Annotated in this window: 20 protein-coding genes; 13 read left to right on the forward strand and 7 right to left on the reverse strand. The window is 57.7% G+C overall.

Translation table 11 applies throughout. The annotated features are described in order from the left end of the window. The first annotated feature begins 136 nt into the window (after positions 1-136). Positions 137-994: a hypothetical protein gene (locus tag KXG62_RS14305; RefSeq protein WP_218092665.1), complete on the forward strand. Its 858-nt coding sequence runs from the start codon at positions 137-139 to the stop codon at positions 992-994. 201 nt (positions 995-1,195) lie between these two features. Here KXG62_RS14305 and KXG62_RS14310 read toward each other — a convergent pair whose 3' ends face one another. Then, the gene (locus KXG62_RS14310) at positions 1,196-3,403 is read right to left on the reverse strand and encodes an Ig-like domain-containing protein (protein ID WP_218092666.1); all 2,208 of its coding nucleotides are present in this window, start codon (positions 3,401-3,403) and stop codon (positions 1,196-1,198) included. Positions 3,404-3,617: 214 nt separating this feature from the next. Here KXG62_RS14310 and KXG62_RS14315 point away from each other — a divergent pair, with 214 nt between their 5' ends. From KXG62_RS14315 to KXG62_RS14325, 3 genes are all read left to right on the forward strand, one after another. After that, entirely contained in the window at positions 3,618-4,103 is a 486-nt protein-coding gene (locus KXG62_RS14315) for a GNAT family N-acetyltransferase (RefSeq protein WP_246627447.1), read from the forward strand. Between the two features lie 166 nt (positions 4,104-4,269). Beyond that, complete coding sequence (locus KXG62_RS14320; protein WP_246627448.1) at positions 4,270-4,785, forward strand: NUDIX domain-containing protein; 516 nt, start codon at positions 4,270-4,272, stop codon at positions 4,783-4,785. Between the two features lie 100 nt (positions 4,786-4,885). Next, a complete protein-coding gene (locus tag KXG62_RS14325; protein WP_218092667.1) occupies positions 4,886-5,641 on the forward strand; it encodes a metallophosphoesterase family protein in 756 nt (251 codons plus the stop codon). 76 nt (positions 5,642-5,717) lie between these two features. Here KXG62_RS14325 and KXG62_RS14330 read toward each other — a convergent pair whose 3' ends face one another. Next, on the reverse strand, positions 5,718-6,476 hold the full coding sequence (locus KXG62_RS14330; RefSeq protein ID WP_218092668.1) for an IclR family transcriptional regulator: 759 nt from the start codon (positions 6,474-6,476) through the stop codon (positions 5,718-5,720). Positions 6,477-6,717: 241 nt separating this feature from the next. On the opposite strand from KXG62_RS14330, the gene KXG62_RS14335 reads away from it, so the two are divergent. The 5 genes from KXG62_RS14335 to KXG62_RS14355 are packed head-to-tail and all read left to right on the forward strand — an operon-like array spanning position 6,718 to position 11,754. Next, a complete protein-coding gene (locus KXG62_RS14335; RefSeq protein ID WP_218092669.1) occupies positions 6,718-7,824 on the forward strand; it encodes an ABC transporter substrate-binding protein in 1,107 nt (368 codons plus the stop codon). A gap of 11 nt (positions 7,825-7,835) precedes the next feature. Further along, entirely contained in the window at positions 7,836-8,939 is a 1,104-nt protein-coding gene (locus KXG62_RS14340) for an ABC transporter ATP-binding protein (RefSeq protein ID WP_218092670.1), read from the forward strand. Next, on the forward strand, positions 8,936-9,793 hold the full coding sequence (locus KXG62_RS14345) for an ABC transporter permease (RefSeq protein ID WP_218092671.1): 858 nt from the start codon (positions 8,936-8,938) through the stop codon (positions 9,791-9,793). The genes KXG62_RS14340 and KXG62_RS14345 overlap by 4 nt, the downstream gene beginning before the upstream one ends. Then, on the forward strand, positions 9,790-10,593 hold the full coding sequence (locus KXG62_RS14350; RefSeq protein ID WP_218092672.1) for an ABC transporter permease: 804 nt from the start codon (positions 9,790-9,792) through the stop codon (positions 10,591-10,593). Before KXG62_RS14345 ends, KXG62_RS14350 begins: the two co-directional genes overlap by 4 nt. Positions 10,594-10,611: 18 nt before the next feature. After that, positions 10,612-11,754 (forward strand): M20 family metallopeptidase, encoded by a 1,143-nt coding sequence (locus KXG62_RS14355; protein WP_218092673.1) that lies wholly within the window; start codon positions 10,612-10,614, stop codon positions 11,752-11,754. A 187-nt stretch (positions 11,755-11,941) separates the two neighbouring features. Here the strand turns inward: KXG62_RS14355 and panD are convergent, their stop codons facing one another. Continuing rightward, entirely contained in the window at positions 11,942-12,349 is a 408-nt protein-coding gene (gene panD / locus KXG62_RS14360) for an aspartate 1-decarboxylase (RefSeq protein WP_218092674.1), read from the reverse strand. A 181-nt stretch (positions 12,350-12,530) separates the two neighbouring features. Between panD and KXG62_RS14365 the strand changes: the two genes are divergently transcribed. Beyond that, positions 12,531-13,754 (forward strand): threonine synthase, encoded by a 1,224-nt coding sequence (locus tag KXG62_RS14365; protein WP_218092675.1) that lies wholly within the window; start codon positions 12,531-12,533, stop codon positions 13,752-13,754. Between the two features lie 144 nt (positions 13,755-13,898). Here the strand turns inward: KXG62_RS14365 and KXG62_RS14370 are convergent, their stop codons facing one another. The 4 genes from KXG62_RS14370 to KXG62_RS14385 are packed head-to-tail and all read right to left on the reverse strand — an operon-like array spanning position 13,899 to position 18,138. Beyond that, the gene (locus KXG62_RS14370) at positions 13,899-14,108 is read right to left on the reverse strand and encodes a CLC_0170 family protein (RefSeq protein WP_218092676.1); all 210 of its coding nucleotides are present in this window, start codon (positions 14,106-14,108) and stop codon (positions 13,899-13,901) included. A 44-nt stretch (positions 14,109-14,152) separates the two neighbouring features. Further along, positions 14,153-15,397, reverse strand: a complete 1,245-nt coding sequence (locus tag KXG62_RS14375; RefSeq protein ID WP_218092677.1) for a Ger(x)C family spore germination protein — start codon at positions 15,395-15,397, stop codon at positions 14,153-14,155. 4 nt (positions 15,398-15,401) lie between these two features. Beyond that, a complete protein-coding gene (locus KXG62_RS14380; protein ID WP_218092678.1) occupies positions 15,402-16,487 on the reverse strand; it encodes a GerAB/ArcD/ProY family transporter in 1,086 nt (361 codons plus the stop codon). Next, on the reverse strand, positions 16,435-18,138 hold the full coding sequence (locus tag KXG62_RS14385) for a spore germination protein (RefSeq protein ID WP_218092679.1): 1,704 nt from the start codon (positions 18,136-18,138) through the stop codon (positions 16,435-16,437). Before KXG62_RS14385 ends, KXG62_RS14380 begins: the two co-directional genes overlap by 53 nt. 209 nt (positions 18,139-18,347) lie before the next feature. Here KXG62_RS14385 and KXG62_RS14390 point away from each other — a divergent pair, with 209 nt between their 5' ends. The 3 genes from KXG62_RS14390 (at position 18,348) to KXG62_RS14400 (ending at position 23,064) form a co-directional block, all read left to right on the forward strand. Next, positions 18,348-20,111: a sensor histidine kinase gene (locus KXG62_RS14390; RefSeq protein ID WP_218092680.1), complete on the forward strand. Its 1,764-nt coding sequence runs from the start codon at positions 18,348-18,350 to the stop codon at positions 20,109-20,111. Between the two features lie 2 nt (positions 20,112-20,113). After that, the gene (locus tag KXG62_RS14395; RefSeq protein ID WP_246627456.1) at positions 20,114-21,682 is read left to right on the forward strand and encodes a response regulator transcription factor; all 1,569 of its coding nucleotides are present in this window, start codon (positions 20,114-20,116) and stop codon (positions 21,680-21,682) included. A 101-nt stretch (positions 21,683-21,783) separates the two neighbouring features. Continuing rightward, positions 21,784-23,064 (forward strand): ABC transporter substrate-binding protein, encoded by a 1,281-nt coding sequence (locus KXG62_RS14400; RefSeq protein ID WP_218092682.1) that lies wholly within the window; start codon positions 21,784-21,786, stop codon positions 23,062-23,064. The last annotated feature ends 39 nt before the right edge of the window (positions 23,065-23,103 follow it).

Genomic DNA, 23,103 nt, shown 5'->3' on the forward strand with positions numbered 1-23,103 from the left:
TTTGGTTCCATTCGGGCAAGCGGATTGTCGCGGATCCTATGGCGCCGTCTTAGAAGACGCGCTCTCAGGGAAGTATCGCGGAACGGACTGAAATGCGCCGCAAAATGGAATCATAATGCAGGAGGGAGGGATGGCCATGTATGAATCGTTGCGTTTGGAGCTCGAACAGCTGATTGCGGAGTTAAAGCAAAAAGAAACAGCGGCGGTCTATACGGTCCCGCAAGAAGCGATCCATGCGGTCAAAAAGGCGAAGCATCTGGAGAAGCTATTGCTGGATCTGCTCGACGTCGTCGCCGGAGGCGGCGGGATCGACATCCGCGGTGTGATCCGCCGGGAGTTCGGATTGAGCAAGGAGCTGATCGACCGCATGGACCGCTGGACGGCCTACGGCAAGGAGCTGTTCGAGGACGAGCTGCATGAAGCGATCGATCGCGCGGATATTCGCGCGGGCAAGCAGCATTTGTTCTTCGCCGGTCCGGTGAGCAAGCAAGTGCTGGCTGAAGCGCTCGAACGGCTCAAGCAGCTCGCGCATGCGGCGATACGTCGCCAGTTTCGCCCCGATTCGGCCGGTTCCGACGTCTACGTGACGATGCTGGAGCAAGCGCTGCGCTTTTATAAGCTTCCGGCAACGCAGCCGGATAGCGGAATGTCGAGGTACCGGCTGCTGATCGCTTCCGGCCGGCTGTACGCGATGGCGGGCGGCGACATCGCGATTGCGGCCGACTTGAAGGCTTGTGTCAAGGCGTGGTATCAAAGCGGCCCGCACACGTTCCTTGAACAACGGGAATGGTATTTGTCTTACGAGCATGTGCCGGAATATTTGTACGCGCTGACCACGGATCAAATACGGCGGCTGCAGGAGGAATTTATCGCGCAGATCAGCGAGGCGTTCGCAGCGGTGAAGGCAGTGCCGACCCTGGATCGGGCGGAGCTGCTCAAGAAGACGCTGGAGGCGGTCATCAGCTGGGCGGATGCCGCCGGACCCGAAGGTTGAAGCGTCCGCCCGGCTTGGGGCAAGTGCCGTGCCCCCAAGCCGGGACTCGCGCGCGTTGGAAATTGGAAATTCGGCGGTACGGCTGCGTCACTAGCGGTTCTACAGCAGCGTGCAGGGCGATGGACTTTCCGCAGTGCGAGCGTCCACCCGCCGTGCAGCGTTTCACATGACCGGTTACTCTGTTTCATTTTGTTAGCAGGATCAATGACTGACGATGGAAACGCCGGATAGCTTCGCAGTCGTATAGTTGTCGATTCGATTGGCTGTCTTCACGGCATCCGCCGCCAAACCGGCGTACACGGTAGCGCCAAGCTCTAAGTCGGCCGTGCCGTATGGCTTCCATTCCAGCCCGTCAGGCGACATGTAGCCTGTCACTGTGCTTCCCCGCCGGCTTAGCTTCACCCAGTAAGGGAACGTGCCGTCCTTGTCGGCCGTCGATTTCAAGTCGGCTCCTGTGGCGGTGCGCGCTTCGAACGCGCCGCCCGTCCCCAATTTGACGTAAGAGACGCGCATTATCGCCGCGGCCGCCTCAGGTTCCAGACCGGCGCGTATCATGACGCCGGCCCCCGTTCCTTCGGCTACGGCGGTGATGCCCTCCACCTTGGCGATGATGTCGCCGTCCCCGTCGAGGGAGCGGTACACGAACCGGAACGCATCGGATTTGCCTCCGATCGTACCGGCCGACTTCAGCGTGAACTGTCCATCCTGCAGCGCCGCGAATCCGCGGATGCCGGGCTGTCCGATATCCGCGGTCAGCCATCCTTCAAGCGCCGTCGCTGCATTCACATGAACGGGCACTGCATCCGATTGCGCTGCCATGCCTTTGTCATCGACGGCATAAGCGGAGAGGAAGTACGTGCCGTCCGGTACCGCTCTCCAGGTAAAGCGATACGGCGCTGCGGCGGATTCGCCGAGCAGCACGTCATTGCCGTAAAATTCCACTTTGCGAATGTTCGCGCCGGATACCGGCTTTACGTCGGCTTCGATGGCAATGTCTGCATTCCCTTCGTAGATTGCGTTCGCCTTCGGCGAAGTAAGTGCGACGGACGGGTTCGCCACATGACCGGCAATCGAATTCAAGTAATGCTCCAGCATCGTATAGCCGCCTTGGCCGATCCGGTTCCGGTCATCCGGGTTGCCCGGATCGAGCCGTTGCGTCTTCTCCCAGCTGTCCGGCATGCCGTCATGATCGGCATCGGTCGGCGCTTCCGCCGGCCCGTTGATCCGAAAGCCGCCGACTTCGGCCGGCGTGTTGATCTGCCGTCCGGTTCTGTTCCGTACATCGGCGACGAGTCTGGCATCCACCGCGTCGCGCCTCGGCGTAATCGCGCCCGCCTGCTGCAGTACGGCCTCATAGGCTTGCTGGGCTGTCTCCGCCTTCACTTCCTGCTCGAACGGGATCGGCTGTGTCCGCTTGATCATGGAATCGTCCGCGCCGGATACCGCTTTCCAATTGTCCTTGGTTACCTCGGGGAAGCCGTCGATGTCATTGCCGGCCACGTACCACTCCCCGCCCGGACCCGCCGGGTCGAGTATGAACGATTTGGCCCGCTCCCGCGTATTCGGTCCCCATTTGTAATAGTTCCCCACCACATTGACGCGCGCATTTTCCCCGCCGTACGATGCTTTGAAGCCCCAGTTGTAAATGACGTTGTTGCGGAAGTCGATGACATTGTCTTTGACCGGAAGCTCCCCGGGAAACCGCGGGTTGCGGCTGGAATTATGCACGATCAGGTTATGGTGGAACGTGGCGTTTTGTCCGCCCCAGATGCCGCCGTATCCGTGCGCGCCTTTCTGGTGTACCGACATCGTCAGGCTCTCACCGAGCAGCGACCACTGCACCGTCATATTGCGGATGGCATATGCGGACAGCACCTCATCGACCGCCCAGCTCGTCGAGCAATGATCGATGACGATGTCGCGCCGGCTTCGTCCGCCGAAGGCATCGGCCTCCCGTTTGGCGGCTTCGCCCAAGCGGAAACGCATATACCGGATGATGACATTGTCCGCGTCAATGTTCGTTTCGTACTTGGCCACTGTGATGCCGTCGCCGGGGGCGGTTTGGCCGGCAATCGTCAAGTTGGACCCTTTGATACTGAGCGGCGCCACCAGCTCGATCGTCCCGGATACGCGGAAGACGACCGTCCGGTTGCCTTTGCTGACCCCGTCGCGAAGCGATCCGGGGCCGCCGTCGCGCAGCGTGGTTACCTCGTACACCGCGCCGCCCCGGCCGCCTGTCGTATACATGCCCGCGCCCTCGGCTCCAGGGAACGCGGGCAGCCGTTCCGGCACCGCTTCGGGTGCGCCGACGGACGTCGACCTGCGGTCATGGATCAAGGCTGCCGCCGTAACTGCGGCAACGGCCGCCACTATGCAGCAGGCGAGAAGCCGCCGTTGGATCGGTTTCATGCTTTGAACACCACCTCACCTAGAAAGTACGGTTACAGATTATCACAAGGGACGCAAGGCAATCTTTATACGGCAATGCTATTTTTGACCCAAAATAAAAGTTATTTGTCCAACTTCGTGAAGAAACGTCCGCCAAGCTGCCAAGCGGGCGGGTACAACGCATGCTTCGCGCGGAACCGGAGCTGCCGGCGGCGCGTCTGCCTGGAGGAGCGTAATGATGTATAATAAGCGGGAAGCCAACAAGCCTAGCACAGCGCATGGAGGAATGATGATGATTAGAGAAGCGGAAGCGAAAGACGCAGCGGCCATCGAACGGTTATACCGGCTGCTGCTGCCGGACGATAAGCGTATCCATGTGCTCGGGCAGCGGCTGGAGGAGATCCGCCGCGAGCCGTACCACTATTGTTTTGTATACGAGGACGAGGGGCGTGTGGCCGGAACGGTCCTGCTGCATCTATGTCTCGATCCGATGTACGGAAAGAGACCGTTTGCGCTGATCGAAAATGTCGTGGTCGACCCGGACATCCGGGGGAAAGGCGTCGGGAACCGGCTGTTCGCGCACGTGGAGCAATGCTGCCGGGAGCGGGACTGTACGGAGATACTGCTGCTCAGCAGCGCGTACCGGACGGAAGCGCACCGGTTTTTCGAGCGGCAAGGGTTTCGCGGCACGGAACGCAAAGGGTTCGTGAAGCGTCTGTAAGTGAGCCGGAGGCGATGCGGTGTCGTGGGATTCGGCTGATCGCCGCGCCGTGCCGAGACGCGCGCCAGAGGTTCGCGCACGTTGGAAATATCGTCCGGCGCCTTTGCCGCGTTAACGAATGTAACGCGAAGCCTACACAAGTCAATCGGAGAGGAGAGGCTCTATTATGATGCATGTACTGAGCGTTGCGGCCAATGTCCCAGGCATCCCGCTGCCGAATGAAACGCGCCTCGTGCTGTCGGACACGCTTCCCGAACGCGAGCGAATCACCAGCGCATTTGTGCTCGCATTTCGGCAGGGCCGGTTGCTGCTCACGCAGCTGCACAAGAGAGGCTGGGATATTCCCGGAGGGCATATCGAACCGGGAGAATCGCCGGAAGAAGCGGTCATCAGGGAATTGTACGAAGAAACTGGCGCGGTCATCGGAGCGCCGGAGCTGCTCGGCTATAAGCAAATCCGGCTGCTTGGCGAGAAGCCGGAACGGTACCCGTATCCGTATCCCGACAGCTATATGGTGTTCTACGCTGCGGCGGTCGCCAGACTGGACGCGTTCGCTGGCACCGACGAAGCGGCGGGGCGAAACCTGTTCGAGCCGGAGCAGGCTTACCAGGTGCCATGGGTGAAGGAGCACGGCGCATTATACGAAGAAGCGCGGAGACGAACGGCGGCTCAACCGGAGTAGCGATAACGCAAGTGGGAACCCTTGTTCCTATGATGGGTATTCGCTATAATGGAGGAATAATGATCGATATCGATCAACCTAACGTAAAGGATGTTTCGACATGCGTCTAGCCATACTCTCGGATACGCACGGGAATGCCGTAGCGTTCGAAGCGGTTGTTCAAGACTTGCGCCGGCAAAGCCCGGATGCGGTTGTTTTTTTGGGGGATTTGGCAATGCGCGGTCCGCAGCCCGCGGAGTGCGCCGACTTGCTCCGGTCGCTCAATCCGCTTGTTGCGGTCAAGGGCAATCACGACCATTATTTTGCCCTTTATCCGGATGCGTCGGCATGGGTGCCAAGGAACGCCAAGGAGGAAATGAACCGGCGGCAGCTGCAGTATAACCAGCAGCTGCTGTCCGGCGGAGAGCAGCGCTGGATCGGTCATTGGCCGTCGGAACATATGCTGCGCGCCGAAGGCATCCAGGCCGAGCTGTACCATGCTTCGCCGGCATCGCTTGCAACAATCATATGGCCGTGGGCGGCGAACGACGAACTCGATGCGCTTGGCAAGGATGCGTCGACGCAGCTTGTGCTGTACGGGCATATTCACCACGCCTTCATGCGGAACGCGGGCGGCCGCCTGATCGTCAACAGCGGCAGCGTCGGTTTGCCATTTGATGGCGACAACCGCGCCAGCTACGCGATCATCGACGTAGAGGGGCGGGATATCGCCGTGCAAATTCGCCGCATCGCCTACGACATCGAGCGGGTGATCCGTATCGCCAAGGACCGGCGCATGCCGGATACTGAACGGTTTGAAGAGGCGGTACGCAGGGCGGTGTTCACTTATAATGTCGCAGCGACGAAGGCCGTGTAGAACGACAGAGGATATCAGACCAATAGAAAGCAAGGCTTCTCTCCCGCTCGGGAAAGAAGCCTTGCTTTTATTGTTGTCATTTTCCCCGGTATCCCATCTGATGCGAGATGTCCAGTGTCGTCGAGACGACATGTTGGATGAACGTATCAAGCAAGGGCTGCACCCGGTCGGTCGGGCCGATCATGCTGATCGCGGCGTTGACCGAGCCGTCCGCATCGTAGATCGGCGCCGCAATGCCCGTGACGCCGACGTTTCGCATGTTGGAGCTGACCTCGTAGCCATTCTCGCGGATGCGGGCCAGCCGCTCCTTGATTTCCTCCGGCTTCTTCATGGAATACGGCGTGAATGTGCGGATGTCCTCGGATAGCACATGATCGATAAAACGCTCGTCCCGAAACGCCAGAATCGACCTTGCGGCCGAAGTCGCGTAGAGCGGAAAGCGGCGGTAAGCGTCGACGTTGAACCGGATCGGATATTTGGATTCAATTTTGTCGACGTAGATCGCCTCGTACTGGTCCCGGGCACATAGGCAGACGAACTCCTGCGTGGCATCCGAAAGCTTGTGCAGGAACGGTTTGGCGAACTCCGCCAGGTTGTGGTTCGTCAAAACCTTGTTTCCGAGCTCTAATAGCGTATATCCGAGGGAATACTGTTTATTGGACGGATTTTGCTTGATAAATCCTTCGCTTTCGAGCGTCATCAGCAGCTTGTGGACGGCTCCCTTCGAGAGCTGAAGCTGTCGGCTCAGTTCGCTGACACCCAGCTCTTTCTCGGAATCGAGAAACAGCTTCATCAGCCTGCAGCTGTTTTTGACGGAGGATAAATGATTGTCCATACCGATTGTAGCTCCTTACTTGTTGGGAAATCATGTGGCCGAATGACGTTTTTTAGAAGGTAGTTTACCACAGATACCGTTTTTTTCCTAGAATGAAATTCATTGTGTTAGATAATGTGACATGGGCCGAAAAAACTTATTGCACTGTTGTGCGATCCCGTGCTAATATTTTATCATATTCACATATAGTAAACAATGTTCACGTATAGTGAACGTTCTAACAACGTTAAGGAGGATTTATATGAAAAAATGGGGTACTCTTCTTTCCGTCGCTGCACTGTGCAGCTCTTTGCTTGCAGGCTGTGGTTCCGCTTCGAAACCGGCCGATAACGCAGGCGCTGCCGGAGGCACGGCACCGGCGAACACTGCACCGGAGAAGCAGCTTGTCATCGCGGGCAACGGGGCCACGGTGGAGCAGCTGATGAAGGACGAAATTTTCAAAAAGTTCAACCAGAAATATCCCGATGTCAAGCTGACTTACGTATCCGGCGTATCCACTGAAATCGTAGCCAAAGTGAAAGCGCAAAAGGCTTCTCCGCAAATCGACGTGACGGTGATCGAGGGCGGCGAGCAGGAAGGCGGCCGCGTAGAAGGATTATGGGATACGCTTTCAGACAAAGACATCCCGAATATGAAAAAAGTAGGCTCCGAGCTGAAAGTGAAAGACAACAGCGGCGTTGCCGTCAACTTTACGCCGATGGGCATTTCCTATAATGCGGAGATCGTGAAGGCAAAAGGCTTGCCGGTTCCCCAGTCGTGGAACGATCTGGCGAAGCCTGAAATGAAGGGCAACCTGAGCATCGCTGAAATTTCGAGCAACTTCGGACGCTCCGCCTTGATTATGCTCGCTTATGCGAACGGCGGTTCCGAGAAAAATATGGATCCCGGCTTCGAGAAGCTGAAAACGATCGCAGGCTATATGCCGACCTTCGCCAAAACATCCGCGCAGTTGCAGCAAGACATGCAGAACAAGACGGCGGCTTACACGACTTGGACGATGGCAAGAAGCCTAGTGCAGAAGGATGCGGGCCTGAATCTCGAGTTCGTCATTCCGAAGGAAGGCGCGAACCTCGTTCCGAACGTGGCGACGATCGTCAAAGGCGCAAAAAGCCCGAACGCGGCGAAGCTGTTCATCGACTTCTTGTTGACCGACGAAGTACAAACGTTGTACGGCAGCAAATTGTATTACAACCCGGCGGTAAACGTGAAACTTCCGGACGATCTTGCCAAGAAGCTGAGCTTCGACCGCAGCAAAGTCGTCAATTTCGATCTGGAGGTTGTCGGGCAAAAGACGCCGGAGTGGCTTGACCGTTTCAATAAAGAAGTTGCACCGAAAGTCGGAAAATAAGGTGATGCCCCGTGAGCAAAAACATTGACGTTGAACTGAAAAACATCCAGAAAAAGTTTGGCTCGAACGTGGTCGTGGATCATTTTAATTTGCAAATCGAGCAAGGCGAGTGCGTCTCCTTCCTTGGTCCTTCCGGGTGCGGCAAGACGACGACGCTCAATATGATTGCAGGCTTTCTGGATCCCGATGAAGGCGAGCTGATCATCAAGGGGAAGCGGATGAACGGCGTTCCGTCCAACAAACGGGACCTGGGCATGGTGTTCCAGACGTATTCGCTGTTCCCGCACATGACGATCTTCGAGAACGTCGCATACGGGCTGAAGCTACGGAAGGTGCCGAAGGCGGAAACCGCGGCGCGGGTCAATAAAGTGCTGGAGCTCGTCAAGCTCCCGCACATCTCGGACCGGTACCCGAGGCAGCTGTCCGGCGGGCAGCGGCAGCGGATCGCGATTGCGCGGGCGCTCGTGACCGAGCCGACGCTGCTGCTGCTTGACGAGCCGCTCAGCAACCTGGACGCGAAGCTGCGTGAGGAGCTGCGGGACGAGATGAAGCGGCTGCAGCAGGAGATCGGCGTCACGACGATCTTCGTGACGCATGATCAGGAGGAAGCGCTCTATTTGTCCAACCGGATCGTCGTGCTCGACCACGGCAAGGTGGAGCAAATTGGGACGCCATGGGACATTTATAACCGGCCGGCTTCCGAATTCGTGCATACATTTATCGGCAAGTCGAACCGGATGACGGGTGTCGTCGAGCAGTTGTACGACGGCCGCATGCTGCTCCGAACGGATGCGGGCTTCAACCTGTTCGGTGACATTCGCGACAAGCAGATCGCGCCTAGAACGAACGTCTCCGTCTATGTCCGGCCGGAGAAAATTACGCTCCATACCGAAGACCGCGGGACGCAGGACGTGAACCGCGCGAAGGGGACGGTCAAGCTGACCTCGTTCCTCGGCGCGCATACGGAATGCGAGGTTGAGGTAGGGCGCTATACCGTCACGGTGCGCATCCAGAGCGCGGCACAGCTCGAGCCTTTACAAGCGGGCCAGACGGTGTACCTGGAATGGAAGGCGGAAGATGTATTCGTATTCCCTAGAGAGGGGCAAGACGAATGAGGCAGGGTCGTAGCCGTTTCAAGCAAGCTGCCCCGCTGCTGCTCGCTCCCGCGCTTATCGTATTGTTAGGCGTGTTTCTGCTGCCGATGCTGTACATCTTGCTGCTCAGCTTCCAGGATAAGCACGAGCAGTTCACGTTCGACAATTATATGCTGTTCGTGAAAGACCCGTACTACGTGCAAATACTGTGGCGTACGATCAAGCTCAGCTTGTACACGGTCGCCGCTTGCTTCCTTCTCGGTTACCCGGTTGCGATGTATATGGCACAGGCGTCGAACAAGATGCGGGGATTCATCACGTTCCTCATCATCGCTCCGCATCTCGTCAGCGTTGTCATCCGCAACTTCGGATGGGTGATCATCCTCGGGGAGAAAGGGCTGGTCAACAACGCCTTGCTGAAGATTGGCATGATCGACAAGCCGATCCGGCTCATGTACAACGAGCTCGGCGTGGTTATCGGCTTGACCGATTCATTGATCGTCTATATGATCCTGGCGATCGCCACCAGCCTGTACCAGATCGACGGCTCGCTCTACAAAGCGGCAGGCATTCTCGGCGCCGGCAAAGTGCGGACGTTCTTCACCGTCGTCGTGCCGCTGACGCTGCCAGGGATGCTCGCCGGGTCGACGCTCGTGTTCAGCTTGTCCATGAGCTCGTTCGTCACGCCGGCCTTGATGGGCGGCACCTCGGTGAAAGTGCTGCCAGTCATCGCGTACGAGAAGATTATGACCCAGCTCAATTGGCAGGTAGGCGCTGCGCTGTCCTTCCTCCTGCTCGCTTCGACCGTCGCCTTGGTGACCTTGTTTACGAAGCTTGTGGAAACGAAGCGGTACAAAGAGGTGTTCTCCTCATGAAGAAAAAAAATTGGCTGCTCGGCACCATTACGTTTATTGTCGTTCTGTTCGTCATTTCGCCGCTGCTTGTCATCATCCCGACCTCGTTCACGTCGGTCAAATATTTGTCGTTCCCGCCGGTCGGCTTCTCCGGCATGTGGTATGCGAAAATTTTCGACCGTCCCGAGTTTACGGAGTCGTTCGTTTTCAGTCTCGAGCTGGCTGCCTTGACGGCCGTCATCTCGACGCTCGTCGGCACGCTGGCCGGGCTCGCACTGCACAAATACAAATTCCGCGGCAGAGGCGTCATTAACGGTCTGCTGCTGTCGCCGCTGACGGTGCCCGCGCTTATTATCGGGATCGCGGTGCTGTTGTTCTTCACACGCATCGGCATCGCCGGCACGTTCCTCGGTCTGCTGCTGGCGCATATTCTGATTTCCATCCCGTATGTTGTCCGTTTGGTCCTGACGGGGCTCAGTTCCTTCGATTACACGCTGGAGCGGGCGGCCTATATTATGGGCGCGAAGCCGATCAACGTGTTCTGGGATATTACGATGCCGCTGCTGAAGCCGGCGATCATGTCGGGGATGATCTTCGCCTTCCTGACGTCGTTTGACAACGTAACGGTATCGCTGTTCCTCATTTCCCCGTCGACGACGACGCTGCCGCTGGCGATTTTCAGCCATATGCAGGAATCGCTCGATCCGCTCGTCGCTTCGATTTCGTCCGTCGTCATTTTGCTTAGCTTGGTTTTCATTATTATTTTGGAACGCGTGTATGGTTTGGACCGTCTGTTCGGCTCCAATTCGCAGTCCCACTAACGGAGATGCATTGCAATCATGTCACACAACTTAACCGAACACATCCAATCCGATCTCCCCGAGCTGCTTCGGCTGCTCGAGGAAAGCGTCAATATGGACTCACCGTCCAAAAGCAAGGAAGCCGGCGATCTGATCGCCGGCTGGTATGCGCAGCAGTTCACGCGCTTGACCGGGGGACGCGTCACCCGCGTTCCGCACCCGGTGGCCGGCGACCGGCTGCTGTGCGAAGTGGGCGATGGGCCGGAGCAGGTGCTGCTCATCGGCCACTACGATACGGTCTGGCCGCTCGGTGAGGCGGCCAAACGGCCGTTTCGCATTGAGGGCGGCAACGCCTACGGACCTGGCGTCTACGATATGAAGGCGGGCCTGCTGCAGGCGATGTTCGCGCTGAAGGCGCTGCAGGACACCGGCCGGTTTCCCTCAGGGAAACGGGTGGTACTGCTGATCAACAGCGACGAAGAGATCGGCAGCCCGACGTCCCGCGGCTTTATCGAGGAAGCGGCGCGGCAATCGGCGGCTGCCTTCGTGCTGGAGCCGCCGATGGAGCCGAACGGCGCGCTCAAGACATCGCGCAAAGGGAGCGGGCGATACAAGCTTACGGTGAAGGGCGTATCCGCCCATGCCGGCGTTAATCCACAGAAGGGCGTATCGGCCATTCTGGAGATGGCTTGCCACATTCAGCGGCTGCATGCGATGACCGATTACGCGAAGGGAACGACCGTTAACGTCGGCATCGTGCACGGCGGCATCGGCAGCAACGTCGTCGCCGAGCATGCGGAAGCGGAAATCGACGTGCGCGTCGCGACGCTGGAGGAAGCGGAGCGCATCGAGGCGGAGCTCGCATCGCTGCAGCCGGTTCTCCCGGGAGCGGCCATCGAGCTGACCGGCGGGATGATGCGGCCGCCGATGGAGCGCACGGGCGCGATCGCCGGGCTCTACGCGCTGGCCCGCGAGGTGGCGCGCACGGAGCTGGCGATCGCGCTGGAGGAGACGGCCACCGGCGGCGTCAGCGACGGCAACTTCTCGGCCGCCGTCGGCACCCCGACGCTGGACGGTCTCGGCGCCCGCGGCGATCACGCGCATTCGCCGCTCGAATACGTGCGCGTCGATGAAATCCCCGCGCGGACGGCGCTGCTGGCGCGCTTGATTGAAAGCTGCTGACGGCTTCACGCCGCATGTGCCGGACCGCGTCTGCCGACCGGCAGGCCAAGCCGTTCGGCCGGCGTTAGCGCAATGCTCCTGCTTTCGATGCCGCATGTCCCTTCCGGACACGGCCGGCTTCGAATATTGCATCCGATAGACCTTCATAACGAAGTATAACGACCGGTAGGCCGCTCGCAAGAGCGGCCTACCGTTTTTCGTCGAGCTTCGCGTCCTGCTCGGAGACGACCAGATCGTGATGCTCGACTCCAGTAATGCGATTGTCCGCGTCGACGAACACGACCGACGGCTTGAGCTCGTCGATTTCTTGTTCCGTGCATAAGCCGAGGCTGAGCACGATGACAAGATCTCCGGGCTGGAACAGATGGGCAGGCGGGCCGTTCAGACACACTTTGCCCGAGCCTTCGGGAGCGGGGATCGCATACGTTTTCCAGCGCGTCGCATTGCGGAGACTGGTGATTTGCACCATTTCGTAAGGCTTGATATGCGCCTCCTTCATCAGCAGCGCATCCAGCGTAATACTTCCGACGTAATCCAATCGGGCCTCCGTGACGGTCGCCCGGTGAATTTTCCCTTTGCACATTAAGCGGAGCATGCCATTCCTCCTTCATGTAGGTACACCACATCGTATGGGCGGGACCGCCTAAAGTTTCCATATTTCCGCCAACTTGGGCCGCTGCCGTTCGCAGATTGCCGCCGGCAACGTATCGTATAACGAATATCCGCTTCGGTCTATGGACGAAGTATGCATCTCATGACAGAACGGAGGTCCGGCTGTGGATAGGTTTTGGCAAAAGTGCGCCCGATGCGCCCGAACCGTCCGTTTCTCGTTGAACGGGCGATGCGCATGCGGCGGGACGCTGCTGGTGCAGTACGATCTGGAACGAATCCGCGCAGCGGTGCGCAAATCTGCGCTGAAGGATAGGCCTGCCGCGATGTGGCGGTACAAGGAGCTGCTTCCGATCGCCCGTGAGCGATCGATCGTTACGCTGGGCGAAGGATGGACGCCGCTGCTGCGGATGAAGCCGCTGGAGCGGAAGCTGGGGATAAGGTATATAGGGGTGAAGCGGGAGGAACAGAACCCGACCGGCAGCTTCAAGTCGCGCGGGTTCGCATCGACGATTTCGCTGCTGAAGGAGCATGGAATCGATTACGTGGCCGTGCCGTCCAATGGCAATGCGGCGTCGGCCATGGCGGCCTATGCCGCACGAGCCGGAATGAGGGCGGCGGCGATCGTCCCCCGCGACTGTCCGGGCATCATCATCGAGGGATGTTTGCGGTACGGCGCGGCAACGTATGTGGTGGACGGACTGATCCACGATGCGAGCCGCATCATCGAAGAAGGAGCGGCGGAGCAAGGCTGGTTCCATGCCGGTACCTTGAAAGAGCCGGGGAGAGTGGAAGGAAAGAAGACGATGGGGCTGGAGCTGGCGGAGCAGCTCGATTGGAAGCTGCCGGATGTCATCATCTACCCGACGGGAGGCGGCTCGGGCATGATCGGCATGTGGAAGGCGTTCCAGGAGCTGCTTGAGCTCAAGTGGATCGGCGGCAAGCTGCCCAGGATGGTCAGCGTGCAGGAAGCGGGCTGCCAGCCGCTGGCCGACGCCATGCGCACGGGCGCCTTCGTGCCGCCGGCTGCGGAAGAAGTGACCTCCAAGCCAACCGGGCTGCGGGTACCGAATCCGCCGGACGGCGAGCTTGTCGTTCACATCATCAAGCAATCGCAAGGAACGGCGATCGGCGTGACCACGGAGCAGATCGACGAAGCGCAAAAGCAGATGGGGCGTCTGGGCATCTCCAGCTCACCGGAAGGGGCGGCCACGCTGGCCGGGCTCGTTCAACTGCGCGAAGCGGGCTGGATTCGCCCCGGGGAATCCGTCGTGCTGTTCAACACCTCTCACGCGGACAAATATGTGTCGTGGACGCCTTCCGCAGCGGTGCCCGTCGTCAGGAGCTATAGCGAGCTGCGCCAGCATCAGCAGCAAACGGGCGGCAGTTAAGCCGGCCCGGGCTTGCGCTGGCAGCCCGATTCAATCGAGCGGCTGCAGCGGGAGATGCGCCCGCAGCCGGGCCCGGATGCGCCGCTCCAGATTGGGGCGGCCTGCCGCTTACCGGCGCGGTGCACCCCCGAGCGGCGGCGGGCGCTAGTACATTTTCTGATACAGCCAATTTCCGATATAGACGAGAACCGCCAGCACCAGGCTCATCCACCCCATGATGCGCGAAGCGAGCTGTTCCTTGTGCATGCCTTCCCTGGCGTAGCCCTTCACGTCGATCGACAAAATCATGATGCCGCTGAACAGAAACAAAAACATGGTGAAGTTCATATAGCCGATCGAAAAACCGGAAACCATGCCCATCCCTCCCCGAACGTTTCATGCCGTACACGGCCTGACGTTTATCTCGATTTCATGCCAACGCGGCGAATATAAATCTGAACGTCGATATCGAAAGTCATTTCTTTGTACATTTTTTGCCAGTTTTCCTTCGTTTTGATTTCCTTGTTCCAATATCGCCATTCTTTGGCACGGATTTGCTCGCCGAATCCGAAAATGTCCGAGCCTTTGGCCATCGTCTTTCGAATCAAATTTCCGTAGCCTTCGATTACCCGCTTGTTCAGTTCCTGCTCGATTTGAAGGAGCACTTCCCGCGTACTCCGGACATGTTCGTTCGATTTTTCCAGAATGTTGCCCTCGATATATACTTTGATCTTCATATGCGGTTTGCCGTTACGGATTTCCGGGGTAATGACCGCCTTTCGATTGCGCGCGCCGAACAAGAAATGCGTGTCGGAGTTCGGGTATTCGACGAACGCTTCGCCGCCGGCAGGATTGAGCCCGACGATGCCCATGTACATCGTGATTTCGAGCGGCTTGGTGGTGCCGACCATCTTGTCGTCGCGGAAAAACGCGAGACCGCTCAGCTCTACAGTGTCTTCCGGCTTTAGCGTTATATATGGCAGGTATCCCTCGCGCCCCTTCGCCGAAGACGCGCTCCAGAAAATGCCGAGAAAGTCGTTCGGGAACCGGCCCATCTTCACCGACTGGTCCATCGTATTCATGAGGTACAGCGTAGGAACCCGTTCCAGCTGCGGAGAGGCTTTCATCAGCTCTTCTGCATAGCCCTTGCAGATGAACATCCAGTTCATGCGGCGAATATCCGGATTACGGTGGAAGAAATCGTTTAAATTCGTAATTCCTTTTTGTGCGACGTTCTCCGATATGACGATAATGCGCAAATGACCGAAAAATAAAGGCGGGGATATGCGCTGCTGCAAATTATTGATCGCGTCGTTGAGCGTGTAGCCGACACCGTTGACGACCCAGACCGTATTTTGCCCGCCGCCGCCGCCTTCTCCTCCTCCGCCGCCACCGCCTCCGGGACCGAGCGGGATGCGCCCCGGCACGGCAATTTGCACGGTGACACGAAGCAATCCCGTTTTGGGCGGAGGAATGGTGCCGTGAAGGAACGAGATTTCGTTTTCTTCTTTGGCGGCGCCTTCGCCTGCGTCGTCGATGCCGATGCCGAGCACGATAGCCCGTTCCTCGATTTCCTGCCGGTCCCAGCAGCCCGTCAGCAGAATGCCGACAAACGGCAGGAAGACGAACAGCTTCCATAGCAAGCGTACGTTTCCGAATCGCATGGAATCACCCCTTTTTGCGGCGAATGAAAGCAACGATCAGCAGCAGCATCGGGTAGGCGATCGTGACAAGCAGCCCCATCCGTCCGACAGCTGTAATAATTTCGTACATATGCGTTATGTTTTCCGGGTACATGGCCGCCGCGAACAGAAAAGGTAGCACGAACAGCGACAGCACCTTGTGGTCCCGCAGACGGATCAGCTTGGAAAACGTATGAATCGTGAAATAGTATGTCGAGAATAACGTTGTGAACACCGCGGTCACCCATACGGCAAGAAACGCCGCGTCGAGCCGCTCCAGAATATTGCCGGGCAGTGTCGTCGTTTTGGCCAGTTCCAGTGTCGGCCACAGCAAATTGCTCGTTTCTTCGGAACCGAATACGCCGACAGAGGCGATGACGATGGACAAGTAGAGCCCGCCGGCGATAAACATGCCCCAGAAGCTGGCTCTCATCGCCCGTTTCGGATTGCGCATGGCCGGGATCACCATCGTATAGACGAAAGAAGCCTGGAACAAGGCGGCAACAACCAGCACGCCTTGCGCCATCGAGGGGGGATTGTTGCCCCAGATCGGCAAAATGCTGACAACCTGCGCGTTTTTGAGCGACAGCGCCACGATGAGGATGGCGGGAAACACGATAATCGGCAAATAAAAATGATGTAGATATGTAAACGTCGTAATATCGCTGCGCGCGGAAAGCGTGGCCAGCAGCAGCATGACGATGACCGTCACTTCCAGCGGCGTTTTTTTCAAGACAGCGGTAATGACGACTTCTCCGAATTCCCTGGCGGCCAGCGACGTCAGAATGGCAAAAAACAGTATCACGAGCACTGTGCCGATCACGGCCAGCCATTTGCCCAGGATAACCTCGCTGTATTCGCCGAACGACAGCGTGGGAAACCGCATGCCGAGCTTCGTGATCAGCCATAGGCCAAACGATGCGAGCAGAATGGCGAGTATGGTCACGAGCGTAGCGCCGGTATTCGCTGCCCGAACGGCAAACAGAGGCAGGGGAAGCACCCCGACCCCGATGATGCTGCTAATCAGAACTGCCGCCGCCTGAATCGCCGTGATCTGCCGAGGATATTCCATGGTCCATATGCTCCTTTCGATTACCTACTTTTAACGGATCGAGCGTATTGACGGGCGGCTCTTTCAGTGCTTCGAATACGCGCTTGCCTACGCGGGTGTCGTTGGGCGTGTGCAGCATGGAAGGTCTTTTTTTCATGCTCCAGAGAGGTGCGCGGAACAGCGTATCTTTCATTCCCTCGAAGTTTCCGGGTACGAGCGGCGAAATATAAGGAACGCCGAACGATTTCAGCGACAGCAAATGGTTGGCGATCAGAATGAGACCGACCATCACCCCGTACAGCCCGAACATGCCGGCCAGGAAAATGAGCGGAAAGCGAAGCAGCCGGAGCGCGAGCGCGGCATTGTACGCCGGCGTCGCGAACGAACCGATCGTTGTCAGCGCAATGACGACGACGGTGATCGGACTGACGAAGCCGGCCGATACCGCCGCCTGGCCGATGACCAGAACGCCGACGATCGAGAGCGCGCCGCCGATCTGCTGCGGCAGACGGATGGTGGCCTCGCGGAGCACCTCCATCGATGCTTCCATGATCAGCACTTCGACTGCGGAAGGGAACGGTACGCCCGCGCGTCCCCCGGCCACGGCCACGGCGAATTCGGTCGGAATGAGCTCCGGGTTGAACGAGATGATCGCGACATACAGGGACGGGGTTATCAGAGAGAAGGCAAGAGCCAGCAGCCGGGCGACCCGAATGAAGCTGACCATCAAATACCGTTCCGAATAGTCCTCCGCCGTCTGATAAAATTGGCTGAATACGGTCGGCACGATGAGCGCGAACGGCGAGCCGTCGACGAGAATGATGACCCGGCCCTCGAGCATATTGGCGACCGCTTTATCCGTCCGTTCCGTGTTTTGCGTTTGCGGGAACGGCGAGTGATGATTATCTTCGATGTATTGCTCCAAATATCCGACGTCGAGCACCCCGTCGATGTCGATCATCGACAATCTTTTTTCGACTTCGCTGACCAGTGCGTCGTTGGCGATGCCCTTCAAGTAGCAGATCGCCACCTTGGATTTCGTAATGCGCCCGATCTGCATCGTTTTGACGTGAAAGTCGGTAGTCGGCAGCCGGTAACGGAGCAGCGAAATGTTCGTGCCGAGCTGTTCGATAAACCCTTCGCGCGGGCCGCGGATGACCTGCTCCGTATCGGGGTGCTGAATGGCGCGCTTCTCGACCTGTGCGGTGTCGAGGCCGATCGCTTCGCTCAGCCCATTCACAACGACCACGGTCCCGCCGCGCAATATATGCTCGACCAGCACGGAGCGTTTGGTGATCGAAGCGATTTTATTGAAATAGAGCGTTTCGTACAGCAGGATGTCTCTCAGCTTGCCCGGCGGAATCGGCTTGCCTGCCAAATGGTCCGGCGTATACATGAGCGGCTTTAATATATCCGCATTCATCGTCTGCTTGTCATTCATATTGGTCATATAGAACATGGCTGCGGGGTACTCGCCGAATACGTGCAGCCGGCGCAGCGTGAAGTCTTCGGAGCTGCCCAGCAGTTCGGTGACGAACCGGATCGTTTCCTCCAGGTCTGCGGTGAGCAGCTCTTCAGGAGCTTGATCCAGATAGGAGTCGGGCACACGAGGCTGCTGCTGTTTTGCTCTTTGCTGTTTCGATCGTTTTTTTAACCAGTCCCAAATCGTCATGGGCACACCTCCGCACCGCCAATGATTCCTTATTTCATTGTTTGCCGAACGCTGTCTAATTATGTAATGAGAACGATTCCGATGCCGGGGTCTGCCCGATTCGCTCCGCAGCGAGCCATGGCATGATTTGATTTTGCGGGCGGCAGAGGACATTGTTATGATGAAGGGTAAACAAGATGGAAGCGATCATGGCGGTAAGGAGAAAAGCGATGAACTGGTTTAAGCGAAGTTTGCTGGCGAAATTGCTCGTGGGAATGCTCATTTCGACGGTGATTCCGTATACGTTGTCCAATATCATTGCATACAAGACGACGTCCGATTCGGTCAAGAAGCAGGTGATCGAACTGAATTTGGATCAGATGAGCCTGAGCATGGAAAATATGAAACGGTACATGCAGGATTTGAACCGGCTATCCGTTTCTTTTTATTACGATCAGACCTTAATGCAGTATTTGCGGACCAAAGAGGCGAGCGCGGCCCGGACGCTGTACATTACGACGCAGGTGGACAATTTGTACAACACCCGCTCCGAATTTCGCGCAGCCCGGTTTATGAGCGCGTGGAACGGACAGACGTTCATGAAATACAACAACAATCAGGTCGGGACCAACGTCCATATGCCGCCGATGCCGATTCCGGCGAGAGAAGATCCGGAATGGAGCAAATCGCACCGCTACGAGGTCGCCTATGTCGATAAAGAAATCGTGCTGGGTCTGCACCAACTGCTCGTCGATTACCCGAGACGGGATTCGCTCGGCGTGCTCTCGCTATATGTCGGCATGGATGAAATCAACACGATGCTGCGTACGGGGCTTTCCGAAGGAAACGACGTGTTCCTGTATATCCAGGATAGCTTGAACCTGCTGTACGACTCCGCAGGAGGCGCGGCGATGGAGCCGGACGCTGCCCGCAAGCTGGTCGAGGGAGGGGCGCAAGGCTCGTTCAAGGGCGATTTCAACGGACGAAGCGGGGTGTTCGTATACCGGAAAGACCATTATATGGAGCTGCCGCTGACCTTGGTCAAATTTGTCCCTACGGCGGCCATGAACGAATCCGCCAACCGCACGCTGGGTCGGTCTTTGATGATTCAAATCGCGGCAATCGCCTTCGTGCTCGTAACGGCCTTGCTGCTGTCGTATTTCACGATCTCGCCGGTGAAACGGCTGCTCCGCAGCATTGCCCGGGTGGAATCGGGCAGCTTCCGCATTGAGCGGCCGTCGGGACGGGTGGACGAGCTCGGCATTCTCGAGCAGCGGTTTCAGACGATGATTCATAATTTGGACGATCTGATGAACCGCGAATACCGCAACCGGCTGGAGCTGTCCCATGCGCAGCTGAAGATGCTGCAGGCGCAAATCAATCCGCATTTTTTGTACAACACGCTGCAGTCCATCGGGACGCTGGCGCTGCGCCACGGCTCCGAAGAAGTCAGCGACAAAATCGGCGAGCTTGGCGCCATTCTGCGCTACAGCATGGATTTGCGGACGGAGACTGTGCCGCTCAAGCTGGAAATCGAGCATATTGAGCATTATTTGTCGCTGCAGACGGGACGGTTCAAAAACCGGCTGTCCTACACGCTCACTTGCCCGAACGAGGCGCTTTCCATCGAGGTACCGAAAATGATTTTGCAGCCGCTCGTCGAGAACAGTATTGTACACGGGATGGAAAAAGGGCGCGGCACCGGGACGCTGCATATCGGCGTCGAATGGAACGAAGCGCTCGTCATCCGCGTGATCGATAACGGAAAAGGCATGAGCCAGGACGTCATGGACGGCATCCGGGAGCAGTACGAGGAGGACCGCCTGCATTACGGCAAGGACGGCGGCGGCATCGGGCTGCTCAACGTACTCAAGCGGCTGCGCCTTTATTACGGCGACCGCTTCGCATGGACGATGGAGAGCGTGCCGTACGAAGCGACGGAAATTGTTCTGACGGTGGATAGGGTGGCTGCCGAGAAGGAGGGATCGCATTGAAAGTGCTGATTGCTGACGACGAAGAGCATGTAAGAGAAGGGATCGAGCTGTCGATCGACTGGGCCAAGTTCGGTGTTGAGCAGCGGCTCATGGCGGAGAACGGAGCCGAAGCGCTGCAGCTGCTGCGGGAGCATAAGCCGGCTGTGTTGTTTTGCGACATGAGCATGCCGGAGATGAACGGGATGGAGCTGCTCCAGCGCATTCGCGAAGAAGGCTGGGATACGCAGATTATCGTCGTGAGCGGATACGACGATTTCGTCTATACGAAGGCGGCGATCCGCGCGCAAGGCGTCGACTATATTCTCAAGCCGTTCCGCAAAGCCGATCTGGAGCAAGCGCTGGAGCGGGCCATCGCGGCCTGGAGCCGCAAGGAGAACAGCTTGCGCGATGAGCGCGAGACGGAGCACCGCCTGCGCCAGGCGGGCGCGCTGCTCGACGAGCAGAAGCTGGCGTTGTATTTGAAAGGGGAAGCTGCGTATCACGAAGGCATCCGCAGTCTGATCTACAAGACCGGCCTTTCCGCGGAACGCATGTCTGCGGCGTTTCTGCTGCCCCAAAACCGGATGGAGCTGGTGGACCGGCGGTTCTCGGGGGACGGGGAGCTGTTCTGGTTTGCCGTCAACAATATCGCCCACGAAGCTTTGCGCCGGTACGGCTCTCACTATTTATGCCGGATCGACGAGTACCAGTGGGTGCTGCTGACTTCCGCGGAGCAGCAAGGCTCCCCGGACCTGCACCGCAGCTATATCGGGAAGGTGACCGGCGCCTGGGAAACAACGCTCGGCCTCCAAGCATTGGCGGGGCTGTGCGCGAAGGAGGCTGCGGTGGAATCACTGCCTTCCGCGATCCAGGAAGCCCGCGCGGCGCTGCTTCAGCTCAGCGTCTTTCGCGCTGCGGGCGGAGCCGGGGCTGCACATCCGGCGCAATCGGCCAAGCTGCCGGGCTTTGCCGCTCAGGAAGTGCTCCTGCTGAACGCGCTGAAAAATAAAGATAAGCTGTATATAGCCGAAATTATCCGGTCGTTCGTCCAGTCCTTGCAGCGTCGCGGCTCGCTCAGCTTGAAGGAGCTGCAGCTTTGCACCAGCGAAGCGAATCTGATGCTGGAGAAGGAGGCCCGGCAGCTTACGCAGAAGCATGCGACGGACTTGTCCGTTCCGCTATGGATCAGCGACTTGGGCGAATGGGAGAAGTCGGTCGTCCGGCAGTGGTGGGCGCTGATCGAGGAAGAAGGGGGCGAAGCGTCCGGCACCCGCGGCATCCAGCCGATCCGCGATTATATCGACAAGCATTATCATGACAACATTTCGCTGTCCGATCTATCGGAATTGTTTCATTTCAGTCCGCAATATATCGCCAAGAAATTCAAGGAGCTGTACAACACGACCGTGATGACGTATATGACGGAGCTGCGCATGGAGAAGGCCGCCTCGCTGCTGACGCATACCGAGCTGTCCGTGTCCGAGATCGCCGGGATGATCGGGTACGCCGACGAGAACTACTTCAGCAAGGTGTTCAAGAAACAAAACGGGGTACCGCCGCTGTCGTACCGCAAAATGCATCGAGGTTCATAAATTCCTTATTTGGGCGAAAATTTTCTCTGCCTTTTTGACCTGCGCATCCTTACAATAAACACATAACCACAAGAAAACACGATGCAGGGGGACGAAAGCATATGAAAAAATGGCTTTCTACGTTATCTGTCAGCACACTGCTTTTGTCGTCGCTTGTCGGCTGCGCCGGCGGGGATGAGCCAAGCGGTCAAGCCGGTTCGAACAAGACGGCGGGCAATGCGGCCGGCGGTAAAGTCACGATCAAATTGATGCAGTTCAAAGTGGAAATTACAGATAAAGTCAAGGCGATGGCCGATGAATACATGAAGCAAAATCCGAACGTCATCATCGAAGCGCAAGTGACGAAGGATTACGAGACGCTGCTCAAAACGCGGTTTGCTTCCGGGGACGAGCCGGACGTATTTATGACCAAGGCGTACACCGACATTGCGGACTGGTCCGATAAACTGGCAGACCTGTCGAATGAGCCGTGGATGTCCAAAGTATCTCCTTCCGCTGTGCAGGGGATGACCGTAGGCGGCAAGAAGCTCGGCTTCCCGATTGCATTCGAGGGCTACGGCTTTATTTACAACAAAGACTTGTTCGCGAAGGCCGGCATTGACAAAGTGCCGACGACATTGACGGAATTGAAGCAGGTCAACGAGAAGCTGAAGGCGGCGAATATTCCTTCGTTTGCCGAAGGCTACAAGGAATGGTGGATTCTCGGGCAGCATTTGTTCAATCTGCCGTTCGCTTACGAGAAAGATCCGGTTGCGACCATCGATAAGATCAACAAGGGCCAGGCGAAAGTCAGCGACGTCGCGGCGATGAACGGATTTTTCGACGTGCTGGACGCCACGCTGAAATACGGAAAAGGCGCGGAATCGGTAGGCGTCAGCTATGACAATCAGGTCGCGGACTTCTCCTCCGGCAAAACGGCGATGATGCAGCAGGGCGTATGGACGATCGATTCGATCGTGAAAATCAATCCGAACCTCAAGATGGGCATGTTTGCGATCCCGCTCACCGATAATGCCGCCGACACGAAGATGCCGGTAGGCGTGCCAGGCTATTACGTCATTAACAAAAACTCCAAGAATCTGGAGGAGAGCAAGAAGTTCCTCAACTGGATTCACGACAACGGGCAAAAGTATTTGGTTGACTCCTTCAAGCTGATTCCGGCCTTTACGGACCTGAAGACGACACCGGATCTCGGACCGCTCGCTGAAGATTTGAGCGCGTACGTCGCGAAAAACCAGACGATTCCGTGGGCGCACACACTGTGGCCTTCCGGCACGAATCAGGAATTTGCCAAGCCGCTGCAAGCTTATGTGGGCGGCCAGATGAAGAAAGAACAGGCGCTGGCGGAAGTACAAAATATTTGGAATGCAAGAAAAAAATAGTCGGGTGCGTTGAAGGTGCATAGTCTCCATACGGCGGGC

Origin of the sequence: Paenibacillus solanacearum, assembly GCF_910593845.1 — a bacterium.
In the GTDB taxonomy this organism is placed as follows: domain Bacteria; phylum Bacillota; class Bacilli; order Paenibacillales; family NBRC-103111; genus Paenibacillus_G; species Paenibacillus_G solanacearum.

What these genes read in the sequence shown, in the direction of transcription:
- KXG62_RS14305 (WP_218092665.1), top strand. Translation starts at nt 137, where the DNA reads ATGTATGAATCGTTGCGTTTGGAGCTCGAACAGCTGATTGCGGAGTTA.
- KXG62_RS14310 (WP_218092666.1), bottom strand. Translation starts at nt 3,403, where the DNA reads ATGAAACCGATCCAACGGCGGCTTCTCGCCTGCTGCATAGTGGCGGCC.
- KXG62_RS14315 (WP_246627447.1), top strand. Translation starts at nt 3,618, where the DNA reads ATGATGTATAATAAGCGGGAAGCCAACAAGCCTAGCACAGCGCATGGA.
- KXG62_RS14320 (WP_246627448.1), top strand. Translation starts at nt 4,270, where the DNA reads ATGATGCATGTACTGAGCGTTGCGGCCAATGTCCCAGGCATCCCGCTG.
- KXG62_RS14325 (WP_218092667.1), top strand. Translation starts at nt 4,886, where the DNA reads ATGCGTCTAGCCATACTCTCGGATACGCACGGGAATGCCGTAGCGTTC.
- KXG62_RS14330 (WP_218092668.1), bottom strand. Translation starts at nt 6,476, where the DNA reads ATGGACAATCATTTATCCTCCGTCAAAAACAGCTGCAGGCTGATGAAG.
- KXG62_RS14335 (WP_218092669.1), top strand. Translation starts at nt 6,718, where the DNA reads ATGAAAAAATGGGGTACTCTTCTTTCCGTCGCTGCACTGTGCAGCTCT.
- KXG62_RS14345 (WP_218092671.1), top strand. Translation starts at nt 8,936, where the DNA reads ATGAGGCAGGGTCGTAGCCGTTTCAAGCAAGCTGCCCCGCTGCTGCTC.
- KXG62_RS14350 (WP_218092672.1), top strand. Translation starts at nt 9,790, where the DNA reads ATGAAGAAAAAAAATTGGCTGCTCGGCACCATTACGTTTATTGTCGTT.
- KXG62_RS14355 (WP_218092673.1), top strand. Translation starts at nt 10,612, where the DNA reads ATGTCACACAACTTAACCGAACACATCCAATCCGATCTCCCCGAGCTG.
- panD (WP_218092674.1), bottom strand. Translation starts at nt 12,349, where the DNA reads ATGCTCCGCTTAATGTGCAAAGGGAAAATTCACCGGGCGACCGTCACG.
- KXG62_RS14370 (WP_218092676.1), bottom strand. Translation starts at nt 14,108, where the DNA reads ATGGTTTCCGGTTTTTCGATCGGCTATATGAACTTCACCATGTTTTTG.
- KXG62_RS14375 (WP_218092677.1), bottom strand. Translation starts at nt 15,397, where the DNA reads ATGCGATTCGGAAACGTACGCTTGCTATGGAAGCTGTTCGTCTTCCTG.
- KXG62_RS14380 (WP_218092678.1), bottom strand. Translation starts at nt 16,487, where the DNA reads ATGGAATATCCTCGGCAGATCACGGCGATTCAGGCGGCGGCAGTTCTG.
- KXG62_RS14385 (WP_218092679.1), bottom strand. Translation starts at nt 18,138, where the DNA reads ATGACGATTTGGGACTGGTTAAAAAAACGATCGAAACAGCAAAGAGCA.
- KXG62_RS14390 (WP_218092680.1), top strand. Translation starts at nt 18,348, where the DNA reads ATGAACTGGTTTAAGCGAAGTTTGCTGGCGAAATTGCTCGTGGGAATG.
- KXG62_RS14400 (WP_218092682.1), top strand. Translation starts at nt 21,784, where the DNA reads ATGAAAAAATGGCTTTCTACGTTATCTGTCAGCACACTGCTTTTGTCG.